This window comes from Streptomyces sp. NPDC001270, assembly GCF_042896695.1.
In the GTDB taxonomy this organism is placed as follows: Bacteria; Actinomycetota; Actinomycetes; order Streptomycetales; family Streptomycetaceae; genus Streptomyces.
Genome location: NZ_JBIAXM010000008.1, coordinates 160,053 through 178,335, shown reverse-complemented (window position 1 = coordinate 178,335; position 18,283 = coordinate 160,053). Strand labels below are relative to the sequence as shown.

Here is an 18,283-nt window from a genome sequence, read left to right as displayed (position 1 = left end):
ATTACGCCCGATCCCCCGAGCTGAAACGAGGTTCGACAGCACGATTTGGATCATTTTCCGAAGCCGACGCAACCACCCCTCCCCCAGCGGGAGCTGCGAGGACCCGTCCACCCGCCAGCAGAACCAGCAAGGACACGGCCCCCGCGCCCCCCGGCACCACGAACCCCCACAGCGCACCACCGGCCTCCACCACCGGACCCGCCACCCCCGTTCCCACCGAAGAACCCACTGTGAACGTCGTCACAAGCCAGGAGAACGCCTCGGTGACCGTACCGCTCGGCGCATGCCGGTCGACGATGACGAACGCACACGCCAGACACGGCGCGAGAAACACCCCCGCCACCACCGTGAGCGACACCATCGCCACCGCACCCGGCATCAGCGTCAACGGCAGATAACACACCGCCAGAAACGCCACCAGCACCCGCAGCCGCCGCTCCGGCACACCGCCCCACTGCCGCGCCCCGTACACCGTGCCCCCGACCAGCGCACCGAGCCCCAGGCCCGCCATCAGCCAGCCGTACACCGCATCCCCGCCGTGACCGTCGGCATAGGACACCGAAGCCACCGTGATCGAGCCGAGCGCCACCCCCACGAACAAGAACGCGCCGAGCAGCACCAGCAGCCCCGGCGACCGCAGCGCACCCAGCCAGTGCGCCGCGCGCGGCGCGGAACGCCACGCACGCGACGGCGGCGACACCACCACCGACAGCGCCCCGAGCACCCCCAGCGCGTTCACCACCAGCACCGCCGCCCGCTCCGACCACGCCGACACGCAGAGCGTGACCAGCAGCGGACCGACCGTGAACATGACCTCCTGGGCGACCGCGTCCATCGCATACGCCGTATGCACCTGCTCCTCGCGACGCAGCACCGAGGGCCACAGGGCACGCAACCCGCCCTCCAGAGGCGGCGTGAACAACCCCGCGGCCGCCACCGCCCCGTACGCCAGGGGCAGCGAATCCAGGCCGCAGAGGGCGAACACCGCCATCGACGCCGCCGACAACACCGCCGCCGGCAACTGGACCCGAGGCTGCCCGCGCAGATCGACCAGCCGCCCCAGAACCGGCTGCCCGACGGCATTGGCCACCCCGTAGACCGCCGCCAGCACACCCGCCAGGCTGTAGGTCCCACCCTCCGCACGCACGAACAGCACCAGCGCGATCGCCGCCGTGGCATTCGGCAGCCGGCCCACCAGCGTGCCGGCCAGCAGCCTGGCCGCGTGTCTCGCCCTCAGGATCTCCAGGTACCCCGCGGCCATCCCCTGCCCTCCAACGGTTCGCCCGAGCTGCGCCCACACAGCCAAGTGTTACGTATAACGTCCGCCGTCATACGTACCATGTGCGCTGTTCACCCGTCCAGACGACCAGCCCAAGAGGAGCGCACCCACGGTGCCCCGCAGCAGCACCCGCCCCACCAGCCGCGACGTCGCCCAGGCCGCCGGCGTCTCCCAGGCAGCCGTCTCCCTCGTCCTCGGCGACAAATGGCACGGCCGGGTCTCTCCCGCCACCGCCCAGCGCGTGCGCGACGCCGCCCACCGACTCGGCTACCGGCCCAACCTCGCCGCCCGCAACCTCCGCCTCGGCCACACCCGCACCGTGCTCCTCGTCGTCCCCGCCCTCACCACCGAATTCTTCGCCGGCGTCTACACAGGAGCAGCCCGCATCGCCGCCCAGCACGGCTTCGGCGTGGTCCTCTACCCCTCCCCCGAAGGCATCGGCCCCGCCCGCAACCCCTTCGCCTCCGCACAAGCCGCCCTCGACGGCGTCATCGCCTCCTCCATGGCCGCCGACGCCCTCACCGCCATCCGCGGCGACCAACTACCCCTCGTCATGCTCGACAGCGACCCCGAAGGCAGCCTCGGCGCCGCGACGGTCAACCTCGACATCGCCGACGGCACCCGCCAGATCGCCGACCACCTGCTCGGCCTCGGACACCGCCGCTTCCTCCACCTCGCCGCCGACGTACCCTCCTGGACCTTCGACGTACGCGCACGCGAACTCGCCGCCCGCACCGCAACCGTCCCCGGAACCGACGTACGGACCATCCGCGCACCCCTCTCCATCGAGGACGCCACAACCGCCACCGAGACCGCCCTCGCCACCCCCGGCCCCCGCCCCACCGCCCTCGTCTGCGACGACGACAAACTCGCCGCGGGCGCCTACAAAGCGCTACGCCGTCACGGCCTGCGCGTCCCCAGCGACGTCTCCGTCACCGGCATCGACGACCTCGCCCTCGCCACCGCCATCGATCCCGAACTGACCACCGTGCGACTCGACGCGGAACTCTTCGGCGAACGCGGCATGCAAGCCCTCCTGGCCGTCCTGGACGACCGCGAACCCGACCGCACCGACATCCCCGTCCACCTGGTGGTACGCGGCTCCACAGCCCCACCCGGACCCACCTGACAGCCACCCCGCCCCCAGAACTCCCCCGGGCCTCCCCCGGGCCGAACACACCGCGCCCCGGCCGGCAGAGCGGGCCAGGGCGCGTGAGCGAGCAACAGGACGGGCGCGAGCTACTTCTTCCCGTCGCCGTCCGCCTCCTCGGCGCTCTCCGCCTCCGTGGCGGCACCGTCCGCCTCCAGCAGACGCGACAACTGCCCGCCACCGATCCGCTTGAACTTGCGCTGCTGCGGCCGCGTACGGTCCAGCACGGCCACCTCCAGACGCTCCGCCGGAATCTCCCGCTCACTGCCGTTCGTGTCACGGGACAGCGCCTGCACGGCCAGCTTCAGCGCCTCCGCCAAGCTCATGCCGTCACGATGCCGCTGATCCAGGAAACTACCGATCTGCTCCGCATTGCCGCCCACCGCGACCGAACCGTGCTCATCCACGATCGAACCGTCATGCGGCAACCGATAGATCTGATCACCCTCCGGAGTCTCCCCGACCTCCGCCACGACCAGCTCCACCTCGTACGGCTTCTCAGCCGCACTGGAGAAGATCGTGCCCAACGTCTGCGCATAGACATTGGCCAGACCACGCGCGGTCACATCATCCCGGTCGTACGTGTACCCACGCAGATCCGCGTAGCGCACACCACCGATACGAAGATTCTCGTACTCGTTGTACTTACCGGCGGCCGCGAAACCGATCCGGTCATAGATCTCGCTGAACTTGTGCAGCGCACGGGACGGGTTCTCCCCGACGAACACGATGCCGTCGGCGTACTGCAGCACAACCAGGCTGCGGCCACGAGCGATGCCCTTGCGGGCGTACTCCGCCCGGTCGGCCATCGCCTGCTGAGGTGAGACATAGAACGGCGTCGACACCGGTTATCCGTCCCTTTCTGTCGAAGTCACTGGATCACCTTGCAAAAACCACGGCTACAGCAGCGCGGCCCGCGGGCCGTCCGGCTGCTCCAGACGCCGCTCCAGCACCGAGCGGGCGACCACGGAGGACTCGTCCTCCGTGAGCCGGCGGAAACCGTCCTCGGTGATCACGGTGACGATCGGGTAGATCCGGCGGGCGACATCGGGACCACCGGTCGCCGAGTCGTCGTCTGCCGCGTCGTACAGGGCCTGCACCACGAGGGTGGTGGCCTGCTCCTCGGTCAGATCGTCACGGAACAGCTTCTTCATCGCACCCCGCGCGAAGACCGAACCGGAACCCGTCGACGCATAGCCGTGCTCCTCGGAACGGCCACCCGTGACGTCGTAGGAGAAGATGCGGCCCTTCTCACGGTCCACGTCATAACCCGCGAACAGCGGGACCACGGCCAGACCCTGCATGGCCATGCCGAGATTGGACCGGATCATGGTCGACAGCCGGTTCGCCTTGCCCTCCAACGACAGCTGAGCGCCCTCGACCTTCTCGAAGTGCTCCAGCTCCAGCTGGAAGAGCTTGACCATCTCGACGGCCAGACCGGCCGTACCGGCGATACCGACGGCCGAGTACTCGTCGGTGGGAAAGACCTTCTCGATGTCACGCTGAGCGATCACATTGCCCATCGTGGCCCGGCGGTCACCGGCCAGCACCACACCACCGGGGAAGGTCACCGCGACGATCGTCGTCCCGTGCGGCGCCTCGATCACCCCCTGCGTCGGCGGCAGCTGCCGCTTGCCGGGCAGCAGCTCCGGCTGGTGATCGCCGAGAAAGTCCATGAACGACGAGGACCCGGGCGTCAGGAAGGCAGCTGGTAGACGCCCGGTGATACGAGTGTTGGCTTCCACGCGTTTCCTTCCACGTATGCAGCAGCCCGCCTCATGACCTCGGGCTGATCCTTGAACTGCCCCAGTGCAGCGTTGCAGCTGAAGCACAGTACGCCACGGACCCTACCCGTCTCGTGACAGTGATCCACGTGTGCGGGCGGAGCCGACAGACATATACAGCAGACGCCTTGCTGTTCAGCCACCAGCGTGTCCAGCTCTGCCGGTGTAAGCCCATACTTGCGCTTGAAGTAGCTGACGCGATTCCGCTCCGCCCGGCATGCACGGCAATAGCTGGCCCAACCGTCCGAGGACGACCTGTTCCGCTCCCAGGCGGAGTGCGGCTTCACCTCTGCGCACTGCGGACATCGCTTGTGCCCCGGGGGCACCGAAGCCTTCTCGCGAACCTGCTTCCCCTTGGCCTCCTGGCGCTGCCGGTAGTACTCGGCAGAGCACTCACGGCAGTACGCCTGGAGGCCGTCGGCCATGGCCTTGTTACTTGCGAACGCAGAGCGCGGCAGATCTTGCCTGCACCGTGAACAGCGCCTGGACCCCAACTCGTCGCCCACTCTTGAATTACCCCGGATCACCTTCGAATCAAAGGTGAAATCACTCTCCGCCCTTCTGAACGAAGGACCTCACGAAATCCTCGGCGTTCTCCTCGAGTACATCGTCAATTTCGTCAAGAACGGAGTCCACGTCGTCGCTCAGCTTCTCGTGGCGTTCCTTGAGGTCGTCGGATGCCTGCGCGTCCTGCGCCTGCTCCTCGACCTCCTCGGTGTTGCGCGTGGCCTTCTGCTGGCCGCCGCCGGTGTCCTTGGTTGCCATAACCCTCACCCCGCTCAATTCGCCCGACATGGTCGACAGGTCGGCATTCCTGCCGATCGGTGATGATCAGACCCTACAAGCCGGGTCCGACATCGGCCCCGCAGTTTCTCCAACGTACGGGGGCCACCTCGATGATTCCCGGACGCCGGGATTTCCACCCCGCCGCCCGGTGTGGGCCGCCGGCCCGGTCAGCCGCCGGAGAGGACCCTGACCAGGTCTTCTGCCGTGCGGCAGCGGTCCAGCAGTTCCTTGACGTGATTTCGCGTTCCGCGAAGCGGTTCGAGGGTTGGAACGCGTTGCAGGGAGTCCCGGCCGGGCAGGTCGAAGATCACTGAGTCCCAGGAGGCGGCGGCGACGTCGTCCGCGTACTGCTCCAGGCACCGGCCGCGGAAGTAGGCCCGCGTGTCCTCCGGCGGCTTCCTGCGGGCCCGGTCGACCTCGGTCTCGGTCAGGAGCCGCTTCATGCGCCCGCGGTCCACCAGGCGGTTGTAGAGGCCCTTCTCGGCGCGTACGTCGGCGTACTGGAGGTCGACCAGGTGCAGCCGGGCGGCGTCCCAGTCCAGGCCGTCGCGGCGGCGGTAGCCCTCCATGAGTTCGCGTTTGGCGACCCAGTCGAGTTCGCCGGCGAGGCTCATGGGGTCGTTCTCCAGCCGGTTGAGGGTGTCCTCCCAGCGGGTGAGGACGTCCCTGGTCTGGTCGTCGGCGTCGGCTCCGTGGCGTTCCTCCACGTATTTGCGTGCGAGTTCGTAGTACTCCATCTGGAGCTGGACGGCGGTGAGTGTCCGGCCGCTGCGGAGGGTGACGAGTCGCTTGAGTGTGGGGTCGTGGGAGACCTGGTGGAGGGTGCGTACGGGCTGGTCGACGGCCAGGTCGACGGCGATGAAGCCGTCTTCGATCATGGAGAGGACCAGGGCGGTGGTGCCGAGTTTGAGGTAGGTGGAGATTTCGGAGAGGTTGGCGTCGCCGATGATCACGTGCAGGCGCCGGTATTTTTCGGCGTCGGCGTGGGGTTCGTCGCGGGTGTTGATGATGGGGCGTTTGAGGGTGGTTTCGAGGCCGACCTCGACTTCGAAGTAGTCGGCGCGCTGGCTGAGCTGGAAGCCGTGTTCGTGGCCGTCCTGGCCGATGCCGACGCGGCCGGCTCCGGCGATGACCGGGCGGGAGACGAAGAAGGGCGTGAGGTGGCGCACGATGTCGGAGAACGGGGTTTCCCGTTTCATCAGGTAGTTCTCGTGCGTGCCGTAGGAGGCGCCTTTGTTGTCGGTGTTGTTCTTGTAGAGGTGGATGGGCTGGGCGCCGGGGAGCTGGGCGGCGCGTTCCGCGGCTTCTGCCATGATCCGTTCGCCGGCTTTGTCCCAGAGGACGGCGTCGCGTGGGTTGGTCACCTCGGGTGCGCTGTATTCGGGGTGTGCGTGGTCGACGTAGAGGCGTGCTCCGTTGGTGAGGATCACGTTGGCGAGGCCGATGTCCTCGTCGGTGAGCTGGCTGGCGTCGGCAGCTTCGCGGGCGAGGTCGAATCCTCGTGCGTCCCGCAGCGGGTTTTCTTCCTCGAAGTCCCAGCGGGCCCGGCGGGCCCGGTGCATCGCGGCCGCGTAGGCGTTGACGATCTGGGACGAGGTGAGCATGGCATTGGCGTTGGGGTGGCCGGGGACGGAGATGCCGTACTCCGTCTCGATGCCCATTACTCGCCGTACGGTCATGCGGCCCTCCTTGCCCGGCGGCACCCTCGGTCGTGGGCACCGCTATACCCGCTGGCGCTCCGGTGCGTGTGCGGTGCCCGTCCCCGCACTGCGCGACTCGGCGGTAAAAAGAGCCTAGAACGCCTTTGCGCTGGTGGGGAGATCATTTGTATCTTTGCCTGTTCCGGCGTGGCCGGGAAAACGGACGGCTGCGGGTACCCGGTGGGGGCACCCGCAGCCGCCTGTCTTTTTACAGGTACTGTCCGGTGTTTGCCACCGTATCGATGGAACGCCCGGTGTCTGCGCCTTGCTTTCCGGTGATGAGGGTGCGGATGTAGACGATCCTTTCACCCTTCTTGCCGGAGATTCGGGCCCAGTCGTCCGGGTTGGTGGTGTTGGGTAGGTCCTCATTCTCCTTGAACTCGTCCACGCACGCCTGGAGGAGGTGGGAGACCCTGAGGCCCTTCTGCTTCTGGTCGAGGAATTCCTTGATCGCCATTTTCTTGGCGCGGCCGACGATGTTCTCGATCATGGCGCCGGAGTTGAAGTCCTTGAAGTAGAGGACTTCCTTGTCACCGTTGGCGTAGGTGACCTCCAGGAAGCGGTTCTCCTCGGATTCGGCGTACATGTGCTCGACCGCGGTCTGGATCATGCTCTGGACCGTGGTGGCCTTGTCGCCGCCGTGTTCGCCGAGGTCGTCCGCGTGCAGCGGCAGGCGTTCGGTGAGGTACTTCTGGAAGATGTCCTTGGCTGCTTCGGCGTCCGGACGCTCGATCTTGATCTTCACGTCGAGGCGGCCGGGCCGCAGGATGGCGGGGTCGATCATGTCCTCGCGGTTGGAGGCGCCGATCACCACGACGTTCTGCAGGCCCTCTACGCCGTCGATCTCGGCGAGCAGCTGGGGGACGATGGTGTTCTCCACGTCCGAGCTGACGCCGGAGCCACGGGTACGGAAGAGCGATTCCATCTCGTCGAAGAAGACGATCACGGGGGTGCCTTCGCTGGCCTTCTCCCGTGCGCGCTGGAAGACGAGGCGGATCTGCCGCTCGGTTTCGCCGACGTACTTGTTGAGCAGTTCGGGGCCCTTGATGTTCAGGAAGAAGCTCTTGCCTGCGGCCTGGCCGGTGACTTCGGCGACCTTCTTGGCCAGCGAATTCGCGACGGCTTTGGCGATGAGTGTCTTTCCGCATCCGGGGGGTCCGTAGAGCAGGACGCCCTTGGGCGGGCGCAGCTCGTGCTCTTTGAAGAGGTCGGGGTAGAGGTAGGGCAGCTCGACCGCGTCCCGGATGGCTTCGATCTGGTTGCCGAGGCCGCCGATCTGCTCGTAGCCGATGTCGGGTACCTCTTCGAGGACGAGTTCTTCGACCTCGCTCTTGGGAACGACCTCGTACACATAGCCGGAGCGGGGTTCGAGCAGGAGGGCGTCGCCGGGGCGGAGGGTGACGTCCAGCAGCGGCTCGGCGAGCCGTACCACCCGTTCCTCGTCGGTGTGCCCGAGCACCAGGGCGCGTTCGCCGTCCTCAAGGACTTCCTTGAGGGTGACGATGTCCCCGACGCGCTCGAATTCCATGGCCTCGACCACGTTGAGCGCTTCGTTGAGCATTACTTCCTGGCCGCGCCGCAGGACGTCGAGGTCGACGCTGGGGCTGACGTTCACGCGGAGTTTGCGGCCTCCGGTGAAGATGTCGGCGGTGCTGTCCTCGTTGGCCTGCAGGAAGACGCCGAAGCCGGCCGGCGGCTGGGCGAGCCGGTCGACCTCTTCCTTGAGGGCCACGATTTGGTCGCGGGCCTCGCGGAGTGTGTTGGCGAGTCGCTCGTTCTGTGCGGACACGCCGGCCAGGTTGGTCTGCAGCTCGACGATCCGCTCTTCGAGAATCCTCGTGTGTCGCGGAGAGTCGGCGAGCTTGCGTCGCAGGACGGCGATCTCCTGCTCAAGGTAGGCGATCTGTCCGGCAGGGTCGTCGGACCCTCGTCCCGGGCGGATGCCGCGGTTCATGTCGTCGTCGTGGGCTGCCACGGTCCTCACCTCCTCCAAGGGGAGCTGGACGCTTCCAGACCCTACCTGGGTGGGTGTCGATTGAAACCCCTAGATCACAAAGACTGTCAAGGAGTGTCCGATCTTCACCCTTGCGCTCTCCCTCACGCCAGGGGAATACCCAGCGAACATGATGGGGAAGCGGCCGGCGGTAGGGTCGAGGGGTTCAACACCCGCCAGAGCTGGCCGGATTCCCGTCGGCTCTTTCGTCAAGGGTAGGTGAGGTGACCGTGTTGCAGGAGACCCAAGGCGACGGTGAGGCGCTGGAGGTCTGGATCGATCAGGATCTGTGTACGGGGGACGGGATCTGCGTCCAGTACGCGCCTGAGGTGTTCGAGCTGGACATCGACGGTCTGGCCTACGTGAGAGGCGCCGGGGGCGAGCTGTTGTCGGCCAAGGGGGCTGTGGCCGGGGTGCCGTTGCCGCTCGTCGTGGATGTGGCGGACTCGGCGCGGGAGTGTCCGGGCGAGTGCATCCATGTGCGTCGGATTTCGGACGGGGTCGAGGTGTACGGACCCGACGCGGAGTGACTGGACTGCCACCCCGCGTGACGATTGTCTGATTTCTCACATTCCCACCGTAGCGGTGGTTTTCATACGCTGTGGGAACCCGCCGGGGTGGAGCGTATGAACGCGCTGCCGTTCCACTGCCACTTGGCGGGCGTCTTCACATCCGGGCAGCAACTCGGCACGTCGGACGTGGAGTAGCCGAGCAGGGTCGCGGTGACCGCGCCGAACCGCACGGCGAAGTCGGTGACGGTGATCCGGTCCTTGGGGTCGACGAGCGTGGCGACGACACGGGGGTGCTTGTCCTTCTCGCCCTGGGTGAGGACGTACACCCCGTCGGGCGGGGTGCCCATGGGGGCGTCGCAGTGCACCACGGCGACCGTCTCGGGGCGGCCGTCGCCGTCGAGGTCTCCGCCGGCTTTCTGTTTCACGAGGGCTTTCACGGGACCGCACTGGACGGGGAAGGCGACGCCCGCGGTACTGGGCGCGGTGGCCGCGGGGTCCGGCCGGCGGCCGTCGGTGGCCTGGGCCGCCTTGGCCGAGCCGGGCTGGAGCAGCGAGGAGAGGGCCACGACACCGGCGACGGCGGCAGCGGTGGCCACCCAGTGGATGGGACGGGTGTGGGTGTGTGCGAGTTCCGGGACGGCGGATTGCACTAGGAGTGTCTCCTGTGAGGGCTGTGCCGGTGGGGGTGGCCAGCATGGTGCCACACGTCACAGGACGGGGGAACGGCGGGGTCGGGATTCCCGTGGGGTGCTCGTCCCGCGGGTGGCCGGGCACGGATGCCGACGTGCTCGGGGTCGCTTTCTTCTCAACGTGCGGGCGCCGGGGGGGGGGGGGGGGGGGGGGGGGGGGGGGGGGGCCGCCCCCCCCCCCGGGGGGGGGGGGGGGGGGGGGGGCGGGGGGGGGGGGGGGGGGGGGGGGGGGGGGGGGGGGCGGGGTGGGGGGGGGGGGGGGGGTGGGGCGCGGGGGGGGGGGGGGGGGGGGGGGGGGGGGGGGGGGGCGGGCCCCCCCCCCCCCCCGGCGCCGTCGTGTTGTCGGTCGGGTGGGGTGTCAGCGGCCGGGGCCGCCGTCGGCGTTGGGTCCCGCGTAGTCCTCGCCGTAGGCGCCCTTGGCGGGGCGGCGGCGACGCATGGGCGGCTCGACGCCGTCGGCGAGGCGGCGGGCGGTGAGCAGGAAGCCGGTGTGGCCGATCATCCGGTGGTCGGGGCGGACGGCGAGGCCCTCGATGTGCCAGTTGCGGATCATCGTCTCCCAGGCGGTCGGCTCGTTGAAGCTGCCGATCTCGCGGATGGACTCGACGGTCCGGGCGAGCTGGGTCGTGGTGGCGACGTAGCAGCACAGGATGCCGCCGGGCACGAGTGCCTTGGAGACGGCCTCCAGGCATTCCCAGGGGGCGAGCATGTCGAGGATGACGCGGTCGACCTCGGTGTCGGACAGGTTGTCCTGGAGGTCGCCGACGGTGAGCTGCCAGGCCGGGTGCGGGCCGCCGAAGTAGCGTTCCACGTTCTGCCGGGCGATGTCGGCGAAGTCCTCGCGTCGCTCGTAGGAGTGCAGCATGCCCTGGTCGCCGATGGCCCGCAGCAGGAAGCTGCTGAGCGAGCCGGAGCCGACGCCGGCCTCCACGACGCGGGCGCCGGGGAAGATGTCGGCGAAGGCGAGGATCTGTCCCGCGTCCTTCGGGTAGACGACGGCCGCCCCGCGGGGCATGGACAGGACATAGTCGGGGAGCAGGGGGCGCAGCGCGAGGTAGGCGACGTTGCCGGTGGTGCGGACAACGCTGCCCTCGGGGGCACCGATCAGTTCGTCGTGCGGGAAGGAACCCTTGTGGGTGTGGAAGTTCTTCCCGGCTTCGAGCGTGAACGTGTAGTGGCGACCCTTGGGGTCGGTCAGCTGTACCTGGTCCCCGACCTTGAAGGGCCCGCGTCTGCGGGCGGCACCGGTCGGTTCGGACATGTGACCAGCCTACCGGGCCCGGGGGCGGGCTCGGGCCCGCGGACGGCGGCGGGGACGGCCGCCCGCGGTGCGAGCGCGGGTGCGGGCGGTGCGGTGGCCGAGGTGCGGTTCCGCGGGCCCTGGGGGGCGATTTTCAGGCGGGTCGTGCCATGGCCCTGACGAAGGCCCGTTCCACGTCCGCTGCGGACAGCACGCCGTAGATCTCGCCCGTCTCCTCCACCACCAGGTATTCGGTCGCCGGGGTGGCCCGCAGGACGTCCAGCAGGTCCTCGCCCGCCAGTTCCGCGGAGACGCGCATGCCGTCGGTGAGTTCCTGGGCGAGGCCGCTGACGGCGACCCAGGGGCGGCGGTGTTCGGGTACGCCGACGATGGCGGCTTCGCGGACCAGGGAGAGGGGGGCGCCGTTGGCGTCGACGACGACGAGGGCGCGGGCGCCGGCGGAGTTGGCGCGGCGCAGTGCCTCGGACAGCGGGGTGTCGGTCTCCACCGGGACCGCACGCCGGGTGAGGGCACGGGCCCGCAGCTCCGGCAGGTGCTCGCGCAGCCGGGCCATGCGCAGGCTGTTGCCGGCGCCGGTCCAGATGATCGCCGCGAGGATGGCGGCGAGCAGGGCGTCGGTGACGGTGTCCATGCCGCTGATGTCCTGGGAGCCGGAGCCGAGGGCGCCGGACTGGTTGAGCAGCGGCAGGCCGATCAGGACGGAGATGGCGAGGGCGCGGCCGACCCAGGCGGCGGCCACGGTGCCGCTCATGGGCCTGCCGGTGATCTTCCAGACGACGGCGCGGAGCATCCGGCCGCCGTCGAGGGGGAGGCCGGGCAGGAGGTTGAAGGCGGCGACGATGAGGTTGGAGACCATCAGGCCGGCCAGCAGGACGCCGGGCACGGTGCCGGGTTCGACGGGCTGCATGGCCAGGTAGAACACTCCCGCGAGAACGAGGGAGAGCAGCGGTCCGACGAAGGCGAGGACGAACTCCCGTCCGGGGGTCTCGGCTTCCTTCTCGATCTCGGAGACGCCGCCGAAGAACTGGAGCTGGATGCGGCGGACCGGGAGCTTGAAGCGGACGGCGGCGACGGTGTGGGCGAGTTCGTGGACGAGGACGGAGGCGTAGAAGGCGACCGCGAAGAAGAGGGACACCAGGTAGCGGGCGGCGCCCAGGTCCGGCAGGACACGGTCGAGCTGGCCGCCGAACACCCAGGTGATCAGTGCGGCGACGAGGAACCAGCTGGGCGCCACGTACACGGGTACCCCGAAGGGGCGGCCCATGAGCAGTCCGCCGCCGGGGTCCTTGCGCCGCTGCGGGGCCGGTCCCTTGCCGATGCCGGAACCGGCGTGAGCGCGGGAGGGGTCACCGGCGGGTCCGTGACGGTCCGCGGTGGGCCCGGGGGCGGGGGGCGGGGTGTCCTTGCCGTCGGGCCGCTGCCCGGCCCTGTGCGCGGGTTCGGGGGTGCGGGTGGGCTCGGGTGCCTGCGTCCGTCCGGGCGTGCCGGTGGGGTCTGCGTTCTCCGTCGGCGTCTTTTCCGCCGGCGTCTTCTCGGTCGGGCCCGGCCGCTCGCCGGAACGGGTGGTCCCGGCGGAACCGGGAGCAGGAGTTCCGGGGGGCTGCGTCGGGGGTGGTGGCGTCTGCGTCGGCCCCGGTTCCGCGGGCTTGTCGGGGTTCCGGGCGGATCCGGTGGTTCCGGCGGGCCCGGTGGTCCCGGTGGTCCCGGCGCCGTCGTCGCCGCTACTCGGGGCCGTAGGACCTGCGGGGCGCTCGGTCGGCCCTTCGGTGCCGGACCGCGGCTGCCCGCTCCCGCCGCTCACGTCCACGGTGTCCCCTCGTTCGAAGCGTTTCCGCGCCTGCCGGGGCGGAAGGGTCTCTGGTCGATGGTATGCGGCCGTCGTCACACGTTCCGCCCCGGCACCCCTCGTGTTCGCCCCGAGGTTGTGCGGGCGGGCGGCGCGGCGGGTCACTGTCAGTGGCGGCACGTATGGTCTGTGGTCATGGACAGCAGCATCGAGGGTGCCACGGAGTCCCGTTGCGAGGACGTGGCATCGGGGGATCCACTGGTCCCGTCGGCAGCGGCGGAGGTGACCGGCCGGGCCGACGCGGCGGACGCCCTCGCGGCGGGTGGGACGGGCACGGCCGGTACGGGCGATACGGACAGTGCGGCAGGTACGCCTGAAACAGCTGGTACGGCCGGTACGGGTGATGTAACTGAGGCTGCCGGTGCCAGTGATGCCGCCGCTGCGGCTGAGGCAGCCGGTGCCGGTGATGCAGCCGGTGCGGGTGACAGAGCCGGGACGGTGGCCGGAGCCGGGGCGGCGGGTGGAGCCGGGGCGGCCGACGTGCCCGCTCCGGCTGATGCGACGGTGCCGGCCCGGCCCGCGGCCGGTGCGCCCGAGACCTTGTCGCCCTCCCGGGCCGGCGACTTCATGCAGTGCCCGCTGCTGTACCGGTTCCGGGTGATCGACCGGCTGCCGGAGAAGCCGAGCGAGGCGGCGACCCGGGGCACCTTGGTGCACGCGGTGCTGGAGCGGCTCTTCGACGCGCCCGCCGTGGAGCGGACGGCGCCCCGCGCCAAGTCGCTGATCCCCGGCCAGTGGGACCGGCTGCGGGAGACGAGGCCCGAGGTCGTGGAGTTGTTCGCGGACGATCCGGAGGGCGAGCGGCTCGCGCGCTGGCTCGGTGAGGCGGAGCGGCTGGTGGAGCGCTGGTTCACGCTGGAGGATCCGACCCGGTTGGAACCCGCCGAGCGGGAACTGTTCGTCGAGACCGAGCTGGAGTCGGGGCTGCGGCTGCGCGGGATCATCGACCGGGTCGACGTGGCGCCGACGGGTGAGGTGCGGATCGTCGACTACAAGACGGGCAAGGCGCCGAGACCGGAGTACGCCGAGGGCGCGCTGTTCCAGATGAAGTTCTACGCCCTGGTCGTCTGGCGGCTGAAGCAGGTGGTGCCGCGTCGGCTCCAGCTGGTCTATCTGGGCAGTGGCGACGTGCTGACGTACGACCCCGTGCCCGCCGACCTCGAACGGGTCGAGCGCAAGCTGCTGGCCCTGTGGGACGCGATCGGGCGGGCCACGGAGACCGGTGACTGGCGGCCGCGTCCGACCCGGCTGTGCGGCTGGTGCGACCACCAGGCGCACTGTCCGGAGTTCGGCGGCACTCCCCCGCCCTATCCGCTGCCGGTGAGGGCGGCCGAGTCCGGGGAGGTCCCGCAGGGCAGAATGGGGCCGGACTAGCGAAGGAGACTTACGTGGCCATCCGCGTCCTATTGGTCGACGACCAGCCGCTGCTGCGCACCGGATTCCGGATGATCCTGGAGGCGGAGCAGGACATCGCGGTCGTGGGTGAGGCCGGAGACGGCCTCCAGGCCCTCGACCAGGTGCGTGCCCTGCAGCCCGACGTGGTGCTGATGGACATTCGCATGCCGCGGATGGACGGGGTGGAGGCGACCCGGCAGATCTCCGGTCCGGGTCGTGACGGCCCGGCGAAGGTGCTCGTGCTGACCACGTTCGACCTGGACGAGTACGTGGTGGAGGCGTTGCGGGCCGGGGCGAGCGGTTTCCTGCTGAAGGACGCGCCCGCCAATGAGCTGGTGCAGGCGATCCGGGTGGTGGCGGCCGGTGAGGCCATGCTGGCGCCGAGCATCACGCGTCGGCTGCTGGACAAGTACGCGACGCATCTGCCGTCGGGCGAGGAGCCGGTGCCGGACACGCTGCACACGCTCACCGAGCGGGAGGTCGAGGTGCTGAAGCTGGTGGCGCGCGGCCTGTCGAACGCCGAGATCGCCGCCGACCTGTTCGTCAGCGAGACCACCGTGAAGACGCATGTCGGGCACGTGCTGACCAAGCTGGGCCTGCGGGACCGGGTGCAGGCGGCGGTGTACGCGTACGAGAGCGGGTTGGTGCGTCCCGGCGCCCAGTGACAGCCGACGGCCGCCGCGGGCCGGACGTCCGCGGCCGGGCCGGCCGCGGACAGACCCGAGGGCGCCCCCTTCTCGTCGAGGGGGCGCCCTCCTGTCTGTTCCCGGGCCGCGGTTCTCGCGGCTGCGGACCGCCGGGTGCGGGGTCAGCCGCTGACGCCGCGGCCCAGCTCCCACAGTTGCAGCGAGGAAGCGGAGTTGATGGCGTAGGCGGCGCCCGTGATGTTGTCGCGTGCGGCGACGTACTCCTTGCCCTGCCACAGCGGGAGGAGGGGGACTTCGTCGGCGACGATGTCCTGGATGCGGGTCAGGGTCTGGGCGGCACCGAGCCGGTCGGCCTCGCGGCGGGACTCCGGGATCAGGGTGCCGATGATCTCCTGGTTCGCGTACGGCGAGTTGAGGAAGTTGTTCTTGTCGAGGAAGGGCGCCAGGTAGCTGTCGGGGTCGGGGAAGTCGGGGAACCAGCCCATGCCGTAGACGTCGTACTTGCCCTTGCGTTCGTCGCTCTGGTAGACGGACCAGGGCCAGCCCTTGACGTTGACGTCGAAGAGACCGCTGTCGTTGAGCTGCTTCTGCAGGACCTCGAACTCCTGCTTGGTGGCCGCGCCGTAGTGGTCGGTCGTGTAGTGCAGGGTCAGCTTCACGGGGGTGGTGATGCCGGCCTGGCTGAGCAGCGTCTTGGCCTTGTTGACGTCGGGCTCGCCGTACTTGTTGAAGAACGAGTTGGAGTGTCCGGTGATGCCGGCGGGGACCAGGGAGTAGAGCGGTTCGGCCTGGTCGCCGTAGACCTTGGCGACGAGTTCGCCGCGGTTGACGATCTCGGCCATCGCCTGGCGGACGGCCTTGTTCTTCACGGTCGGCGCGTCGGTGTTGAAGCCGAGGTAGCGGATTCCCAGACCGGCCATCTCGACGAGGCTGATGTGTTCGTCGGTGCCGGCGTCCAGCTTGCGGATCTGATCCGGCGTCATGGTGCGGGTCATGACGTCGACGTCGCCCTTCTGGAGGGCCTTGCCCATCGCGTCAGCGTCGGTGAAGGAACGCAGCTCGACCTTCTCGTTGTTGACCTTCAGGCTCCCCTTGTAGTCGGGGTTCTTGGTGAAGGTGGTCGAGACGATCTCGTTGTTCTTGACCTCGGCGGTCATCGTGTAGGGACCGGAGCCGTCGACCTTGAAGCCGTCGCGCAGCTTGTCCTTGGCGTAGTCCTTGGGATTGACGATGCCCGCGACCGGGGTGGACAGCTTGAACGGGAAGGTCGCGTCCGCGGTCTTGAGGTGGAAGATCACCTCGCGGTCGCCCTGGGTCTCGATGGTGTCGATGGTGGAGAGCAGGGAGAACACCCCGCTGTCCGCCTTGATGCGCAGGGCCCGCTCGAAGGAGTACTTGACGTCCTCGGCGGTGAGGGCGTCACCGCCTGCGAACTTCAGGCCGTCGCGGAGCTTGCAGACGTAGCGTTCGTTGCCGCTGTCGGTGAAGGAGCAGCTCTCGGCGGCCTCGGGGACCGGGTCGCCGTCGCCCTTGGGCTGCGTCATCAGGGTCTGTACGGTCTGCCGCAGCACGCTCCAGGCCCCGACGTCGTACGCGTAGGCGGGATCGAGTGGCGCGGGAACGTCCTTGGTGGCGGTGAACCGGTCCGTGGTGCCGACGACGATCGCGTCGCCGCCGCTTCCGCTGCCGGATCCACCGCACGCGGCGAGCGCCGGCGCGAGCAGGCCCGCTATGGCCGGCAGCACCAAAGTCTTGCGGTTCATGCTCGAACGTCTCCAAGGCTGTTCGGGTCCGTGTACCCGGCATGCAGGGGTGTCGCGGCGGATCACGGGGGTAAGGGTGATGTTCTCGCGATGAGGTTAGACCGGACCCGCACCGGGCTTCACCGTCGGGGAGTTGAGGCGTCATCACGGAGTGAAGCCGGGTGTGAACACGCTGAAACCCGTCAGCGGCAGGATTAGTGCAGCGTTTCATGAATCGGGACACATGGTCATGCCGCCGCCGCACCGCCGGGGGTGTACCGCACAGGTCTTGCCGGATGTCGACCCCCGCGAAAGTGGGGAAACTCACACTCTCAACTCGGTTGGGTGATCCTGGAATTCGGCCGTGCGGCCCGCTTCGGATCGCGGTGACGGTGTACGGCGGCGGGTCCGCGCCGGGCGGGTTCCGCGTGCCGGGTGGACGGTCAGCGCATTTCGGTCATCATCCCGCGTAGAAACGCCAGATCGACCTCTTCGAGCGAGTTGACGACGGTGCGCCGGGCGGCCGGGGTGATGGGCGCGACGGACGGTACGGCTACCACGCGGCAGCCGGCGGCCTCGGCAGACGCGACACCGGTCACGGTGTCCTCGACGACCGCGCATCTGGCCGGATCCACGCCCAGCCCGGAGGCGGCGAGCAGGTACGGCTCCGGGTCCGGTTTGGTGCGGGAGACCTCGTCGCCCGCGACGGACAGGCCGAAGTGCTGGGGGCCGAGGAAGGTCAGTACGCGGTCGATGATGCGCCGGTGGGAGGCGGAGACGAGGGCGGTGGGGATCTCCTGCTCGTACAGTTCGGCGAGCAGTCGGGCGGCGCCGGGCATGAGCGGCAGGGCGCGTCCGATGCGGTCCTCGAACCCCTCGTTGAGCAGCACCGACAGTTCGGCGAGGGTGATGTCGGCGCCGGTCGCCTCGATGAGGAAGCCGGCACTGCGGGTCATCGGGCCGCCGACCACGACATGGCGCCAGGATTCGTCGAGGATGTGGCCGAGCCCTTTGAAGACCTCGACCTCGACGTCCCACCAGAAGCCTTCGGTGTCCACCAGGGTGCCGTCCATGTCCAGGAGGACGGCCTGCAGGGCCGAGCCTTCCGCCGAACGGGTTCCGAGTGCGGGGACCGTAGCGGTCATCCGGCGTACCTCCTTGAGGGACGATCAGGCCGGTTCCCATGCGGGAACCGGCCTGCGGTGGACCGACCAGTGTACGTCTCCGGCCCGTGAACCGCCTCATGTACCGACCGCACCTGGGGGTACCGCGGGTAACACCCCGGGCGGGCGCAGGTACGACGCGGCCATGCCGCCCGTGCGGTACGGCGGCACAGCATCTGCACAGGTGGCGCACACAAGGTGCACAGTCCCCGTCGAGGCACCCGCAGAGGCCCGTGGGTGCCTCGCTCAGGCCCGACGGCGCCGGCGTGCGACTCGGCCAGTCCGGGCGGTCCGGCAGGGGCCGCACGGGCCGCACGAGGCCGCGCGACGCCCGCC

The 18,283-nt window shown here is 69.4% G+C and carries 16 protein-coding genes; 4 read left to right on the top strand and 12 right to left on the bottom strand.

Annotation, left to right across the window (positions count from 1 at the left end; genetic code table 11):
* Position 1 precedes the first annotated feature (1 nt).
* Positions 2 to 1,261, bottom strand: coding sequence for an MFS transporter (locus ACFY2B_RS15870; RefSeq protein WP_390763703.1), 1,260 nt, complete (start codon positions 1,259 to 1,261; stop codon positions 2 to 4).
* A 130-nt stretch (positions 1,262 to 1,391) separates the two neighbouring features.
* On the opposite strand from ACFY2B_RS15870, the gene ACFY2B_RS15865 reads away from it, so the two are divergent.
* On the top strand, positions 1,392 to 2,408 hold the full coding sequence (locus ACFY2B_RS15865; protein WP_390763702.1) for a LacI family DNA-binding transcriptional regulator: 1,017 nt from the start codon (positions 1,392 to 1,394) through the stop codon (positions 2,406 to 2,408).
* A gap of 110 nt (positions 2,409 to 2,518) precedes the next feature.
* Here ACFY2B_RS15865 and prcA read toward each other — a convergent pair whose 3' ends face one another.
* The 6 genes from prcA to arc all read right to left on the bottom strand — a co-directional run bounded on the left by prcA (position 2,519) and on the right by arc (position 8,674).
* Positions 2,519 to 3,274 (bottom strand): proteasome subunit alpha, encoded by a 756-nt coding sequence (prcA, locus tag ACFY2B_RS15860; protein WP_376525269.1) that lies wholly within the window; start codon positions 3,272 to 3,274, stop codon positions 2,519 to 2,521.
* Between the two features lie 54 nt (positions 3,275 to 3,328).
* Positions 3,329 to 4,174: a proteasome subunit beta gene (prcB, locus tag ACFY2B_RS15855; protein WP_390763701.1), complete on the bottom strand. Its 846-nt coding sequence runs from the start codon at positions 4,172 to 4,174 to the stop codon at positions 3,329 to 3,331.
* Positions 4,126 to 4,638, bottom strand: a complete 513-nt coding sequence (locus ACFY2B_RS15850) for an endonuclease VII domain-containing protein (RefSeq protein ID WP_390763700.1) — start codon at positions 4,636 to 4,638, stop codon at positions 4,126 to 4,128. Before ACFY2B_RS15850 ends, prcB begins: the two co-directional genes overlap by 49 nt.
* Positions 4,639 to 4,759: 121 nt before the next feature.
* The gene (locus ACFY2B_RS15845; protein WP_376525275.1) at positions 4,760 to 4,978 is read right to left on the bottom strand and encodes a ubiquitin-like protein Pup; all 219 of its coding nucleotides are present in this window, start codon (positions 4,976 to 4,978) and stop codon (positions 4,760 to 4,762) included.
* Positions 4,979 to 5,166: 188 nt separating this feature from the next.
* Complete coding sequence (gene dop, locus ACFY2B_RS15840) at positions 5,167 to 6,678, bottom strand: depupylase/deamidase Dop (protein WP_390763699.1); 1,512 nt, start codon at positions 6,676 to 6,678, stop codon at positions 5,167 to 5,169.
* 229 nt (positions 6,679 to 6,907) lie between these two features.
* Complete coding sequence (gene arc, locus ACFY2B_RS15835; RefSeq protein WP_376525278.1) at positions 6,908 to 8,674, bottom strand: proteasome ATPase; 1,767 nt, start codon at positions 8,672 to 8,674, stop codon at positions 6,908 to 6,910.
* A 242-nt stretch (positions 8,675 to 8,916) separates the two neighbouring features.
* Between arc and ACFY2B_RS15830 the strand changes: the two genes are divergently transcribed.
* Entirely contained in the window at positions 8,917 to 9,222 is a 306-nt protein-coding gene (locus ACFY2B_RS15830; RefSeq protein ID WP_390763698.1) for a ferredoxin, read from the top strand.
* A gap of 62 nt (positions 9,223 to 9,284) precedes the next feature.
* Here ACFY2B_RS15830 and ACFY2B_RS15825 read toward each other — a convergent pair whose 3' ends face one another.
* The 3 genes from ACFY2B_RS15825 to ACFY2B_RS15815 all read right to left on the bottom strand — a co-directional run bounded on the left by ACFY2B_RS15825 (position 9,285) and on the right by ACFY2B_RS15815 (position 12,961).
* On the bottom strand, positions 9,285 to 9,854 hold the full coding sequence (locus ACFY2B_RS15825) for a hypothetical protein (RefSeq protein ID WP_390763697.1): 570 nt from the start codon (positions 9,852 to 9,854) through the stop codon (positions 9,285 to 9,287).
* Between the two features lie 397 nt (positions 9,855 to 10,251).
* Positions 10,252 to 11,154, bottom strand: a complete 903-nt coding sequence (locus ACFY2B_RS15820) for a tRNA (adenine-N1)-methyltransferase (RefSeq protein WP_390763696.1) — start codon at positions 11,152 to 11,154, stop codon at positions 10,252 to 10,254.
* A 133-nt stretch (positions 11,155 to 11,287) separates the two neighbouring features.
* Entirely contained in the window at positions 11,288 to 12,961 is a 1,674-nt protein-coding gene (locus ACFY2B_RS15815; protein WP_390763695.1) for a site-2 protease family protein, read from the bottom strand.
* A 519-nt stretch (positions 12,962 to 13,480) separates the two neighbouring features.
* Here ACFY2B_RS15815 and ACFY2B_RS15810 point away from each other — a divergent pair.
* Both ACFY2B_RS15810 and ACFY2B_RS15805 read left to right on the top strand, forming a co-directional pair.
* Positions 13,481 to 14,374 carry a RecB family exonuclease gene (locus ACFY2B_RS15810; RefSeq protein WP_390763694.1) on the top strand — a complete coding sequence of 298 codons (894 nt, stop codon included), beginning with the start codon at positions 13,481 to 13,483 and terminating at the stop codon, positions 14,372 to 14,374.
* Between the two features lie 14 nt (positions 14,375 to 14,388).
* Positions 14,389 to 15,060 carry a response regulator transcription factor gene (locus tag ACFY2B_RS15805; protein WP_121888237.1) on the top strand — a complete coding sequence of 224 codons (672 nt, stop codon included), beginning with the start codon at positions 14,389 to 14,391 and terminating at the stop codon, positions 15,058 to 15,060.
* A gap of 143 nt (positions 15,061 to 15,203) precedes the next feature.
* On the opposite strand, the gene ACFY2B_RS15800 is transcribed toward ACFY2B_RS15805, so the two are convergent.
* Both ACFY2B_RS15800 and ACFY2B_RS15795 read right to left on the bottom strand, forming a co-directional pair.
* A complete protein-coding gene (locus tag ACFY2B_RS15800) occupies positions 15,204 to 16,805 on the bottom strand; it encodes an ABC transporter substrate-binding protein (protein WP_390763693.1) in 1,602 nt (533 codons plus the stop codon).
* A 422-nt stretch (positions 16,806 to 17,227) separates the two neighbouring features.
* The gene (locus ACFY2B_RS15795; protein WP_390763692.1) at positions 17,228 to 17,929 is read right to left on the bottom strand and encodes an HAD family hydrolase; all 702 of its coding nucleotides are present in this window, start codon (positions 17,927 to 17,929) and stop codon (positions 17,228 to 17,230) included.
* Positions 17,930 to 18,283: the final 354 nt, after the last annotated feature.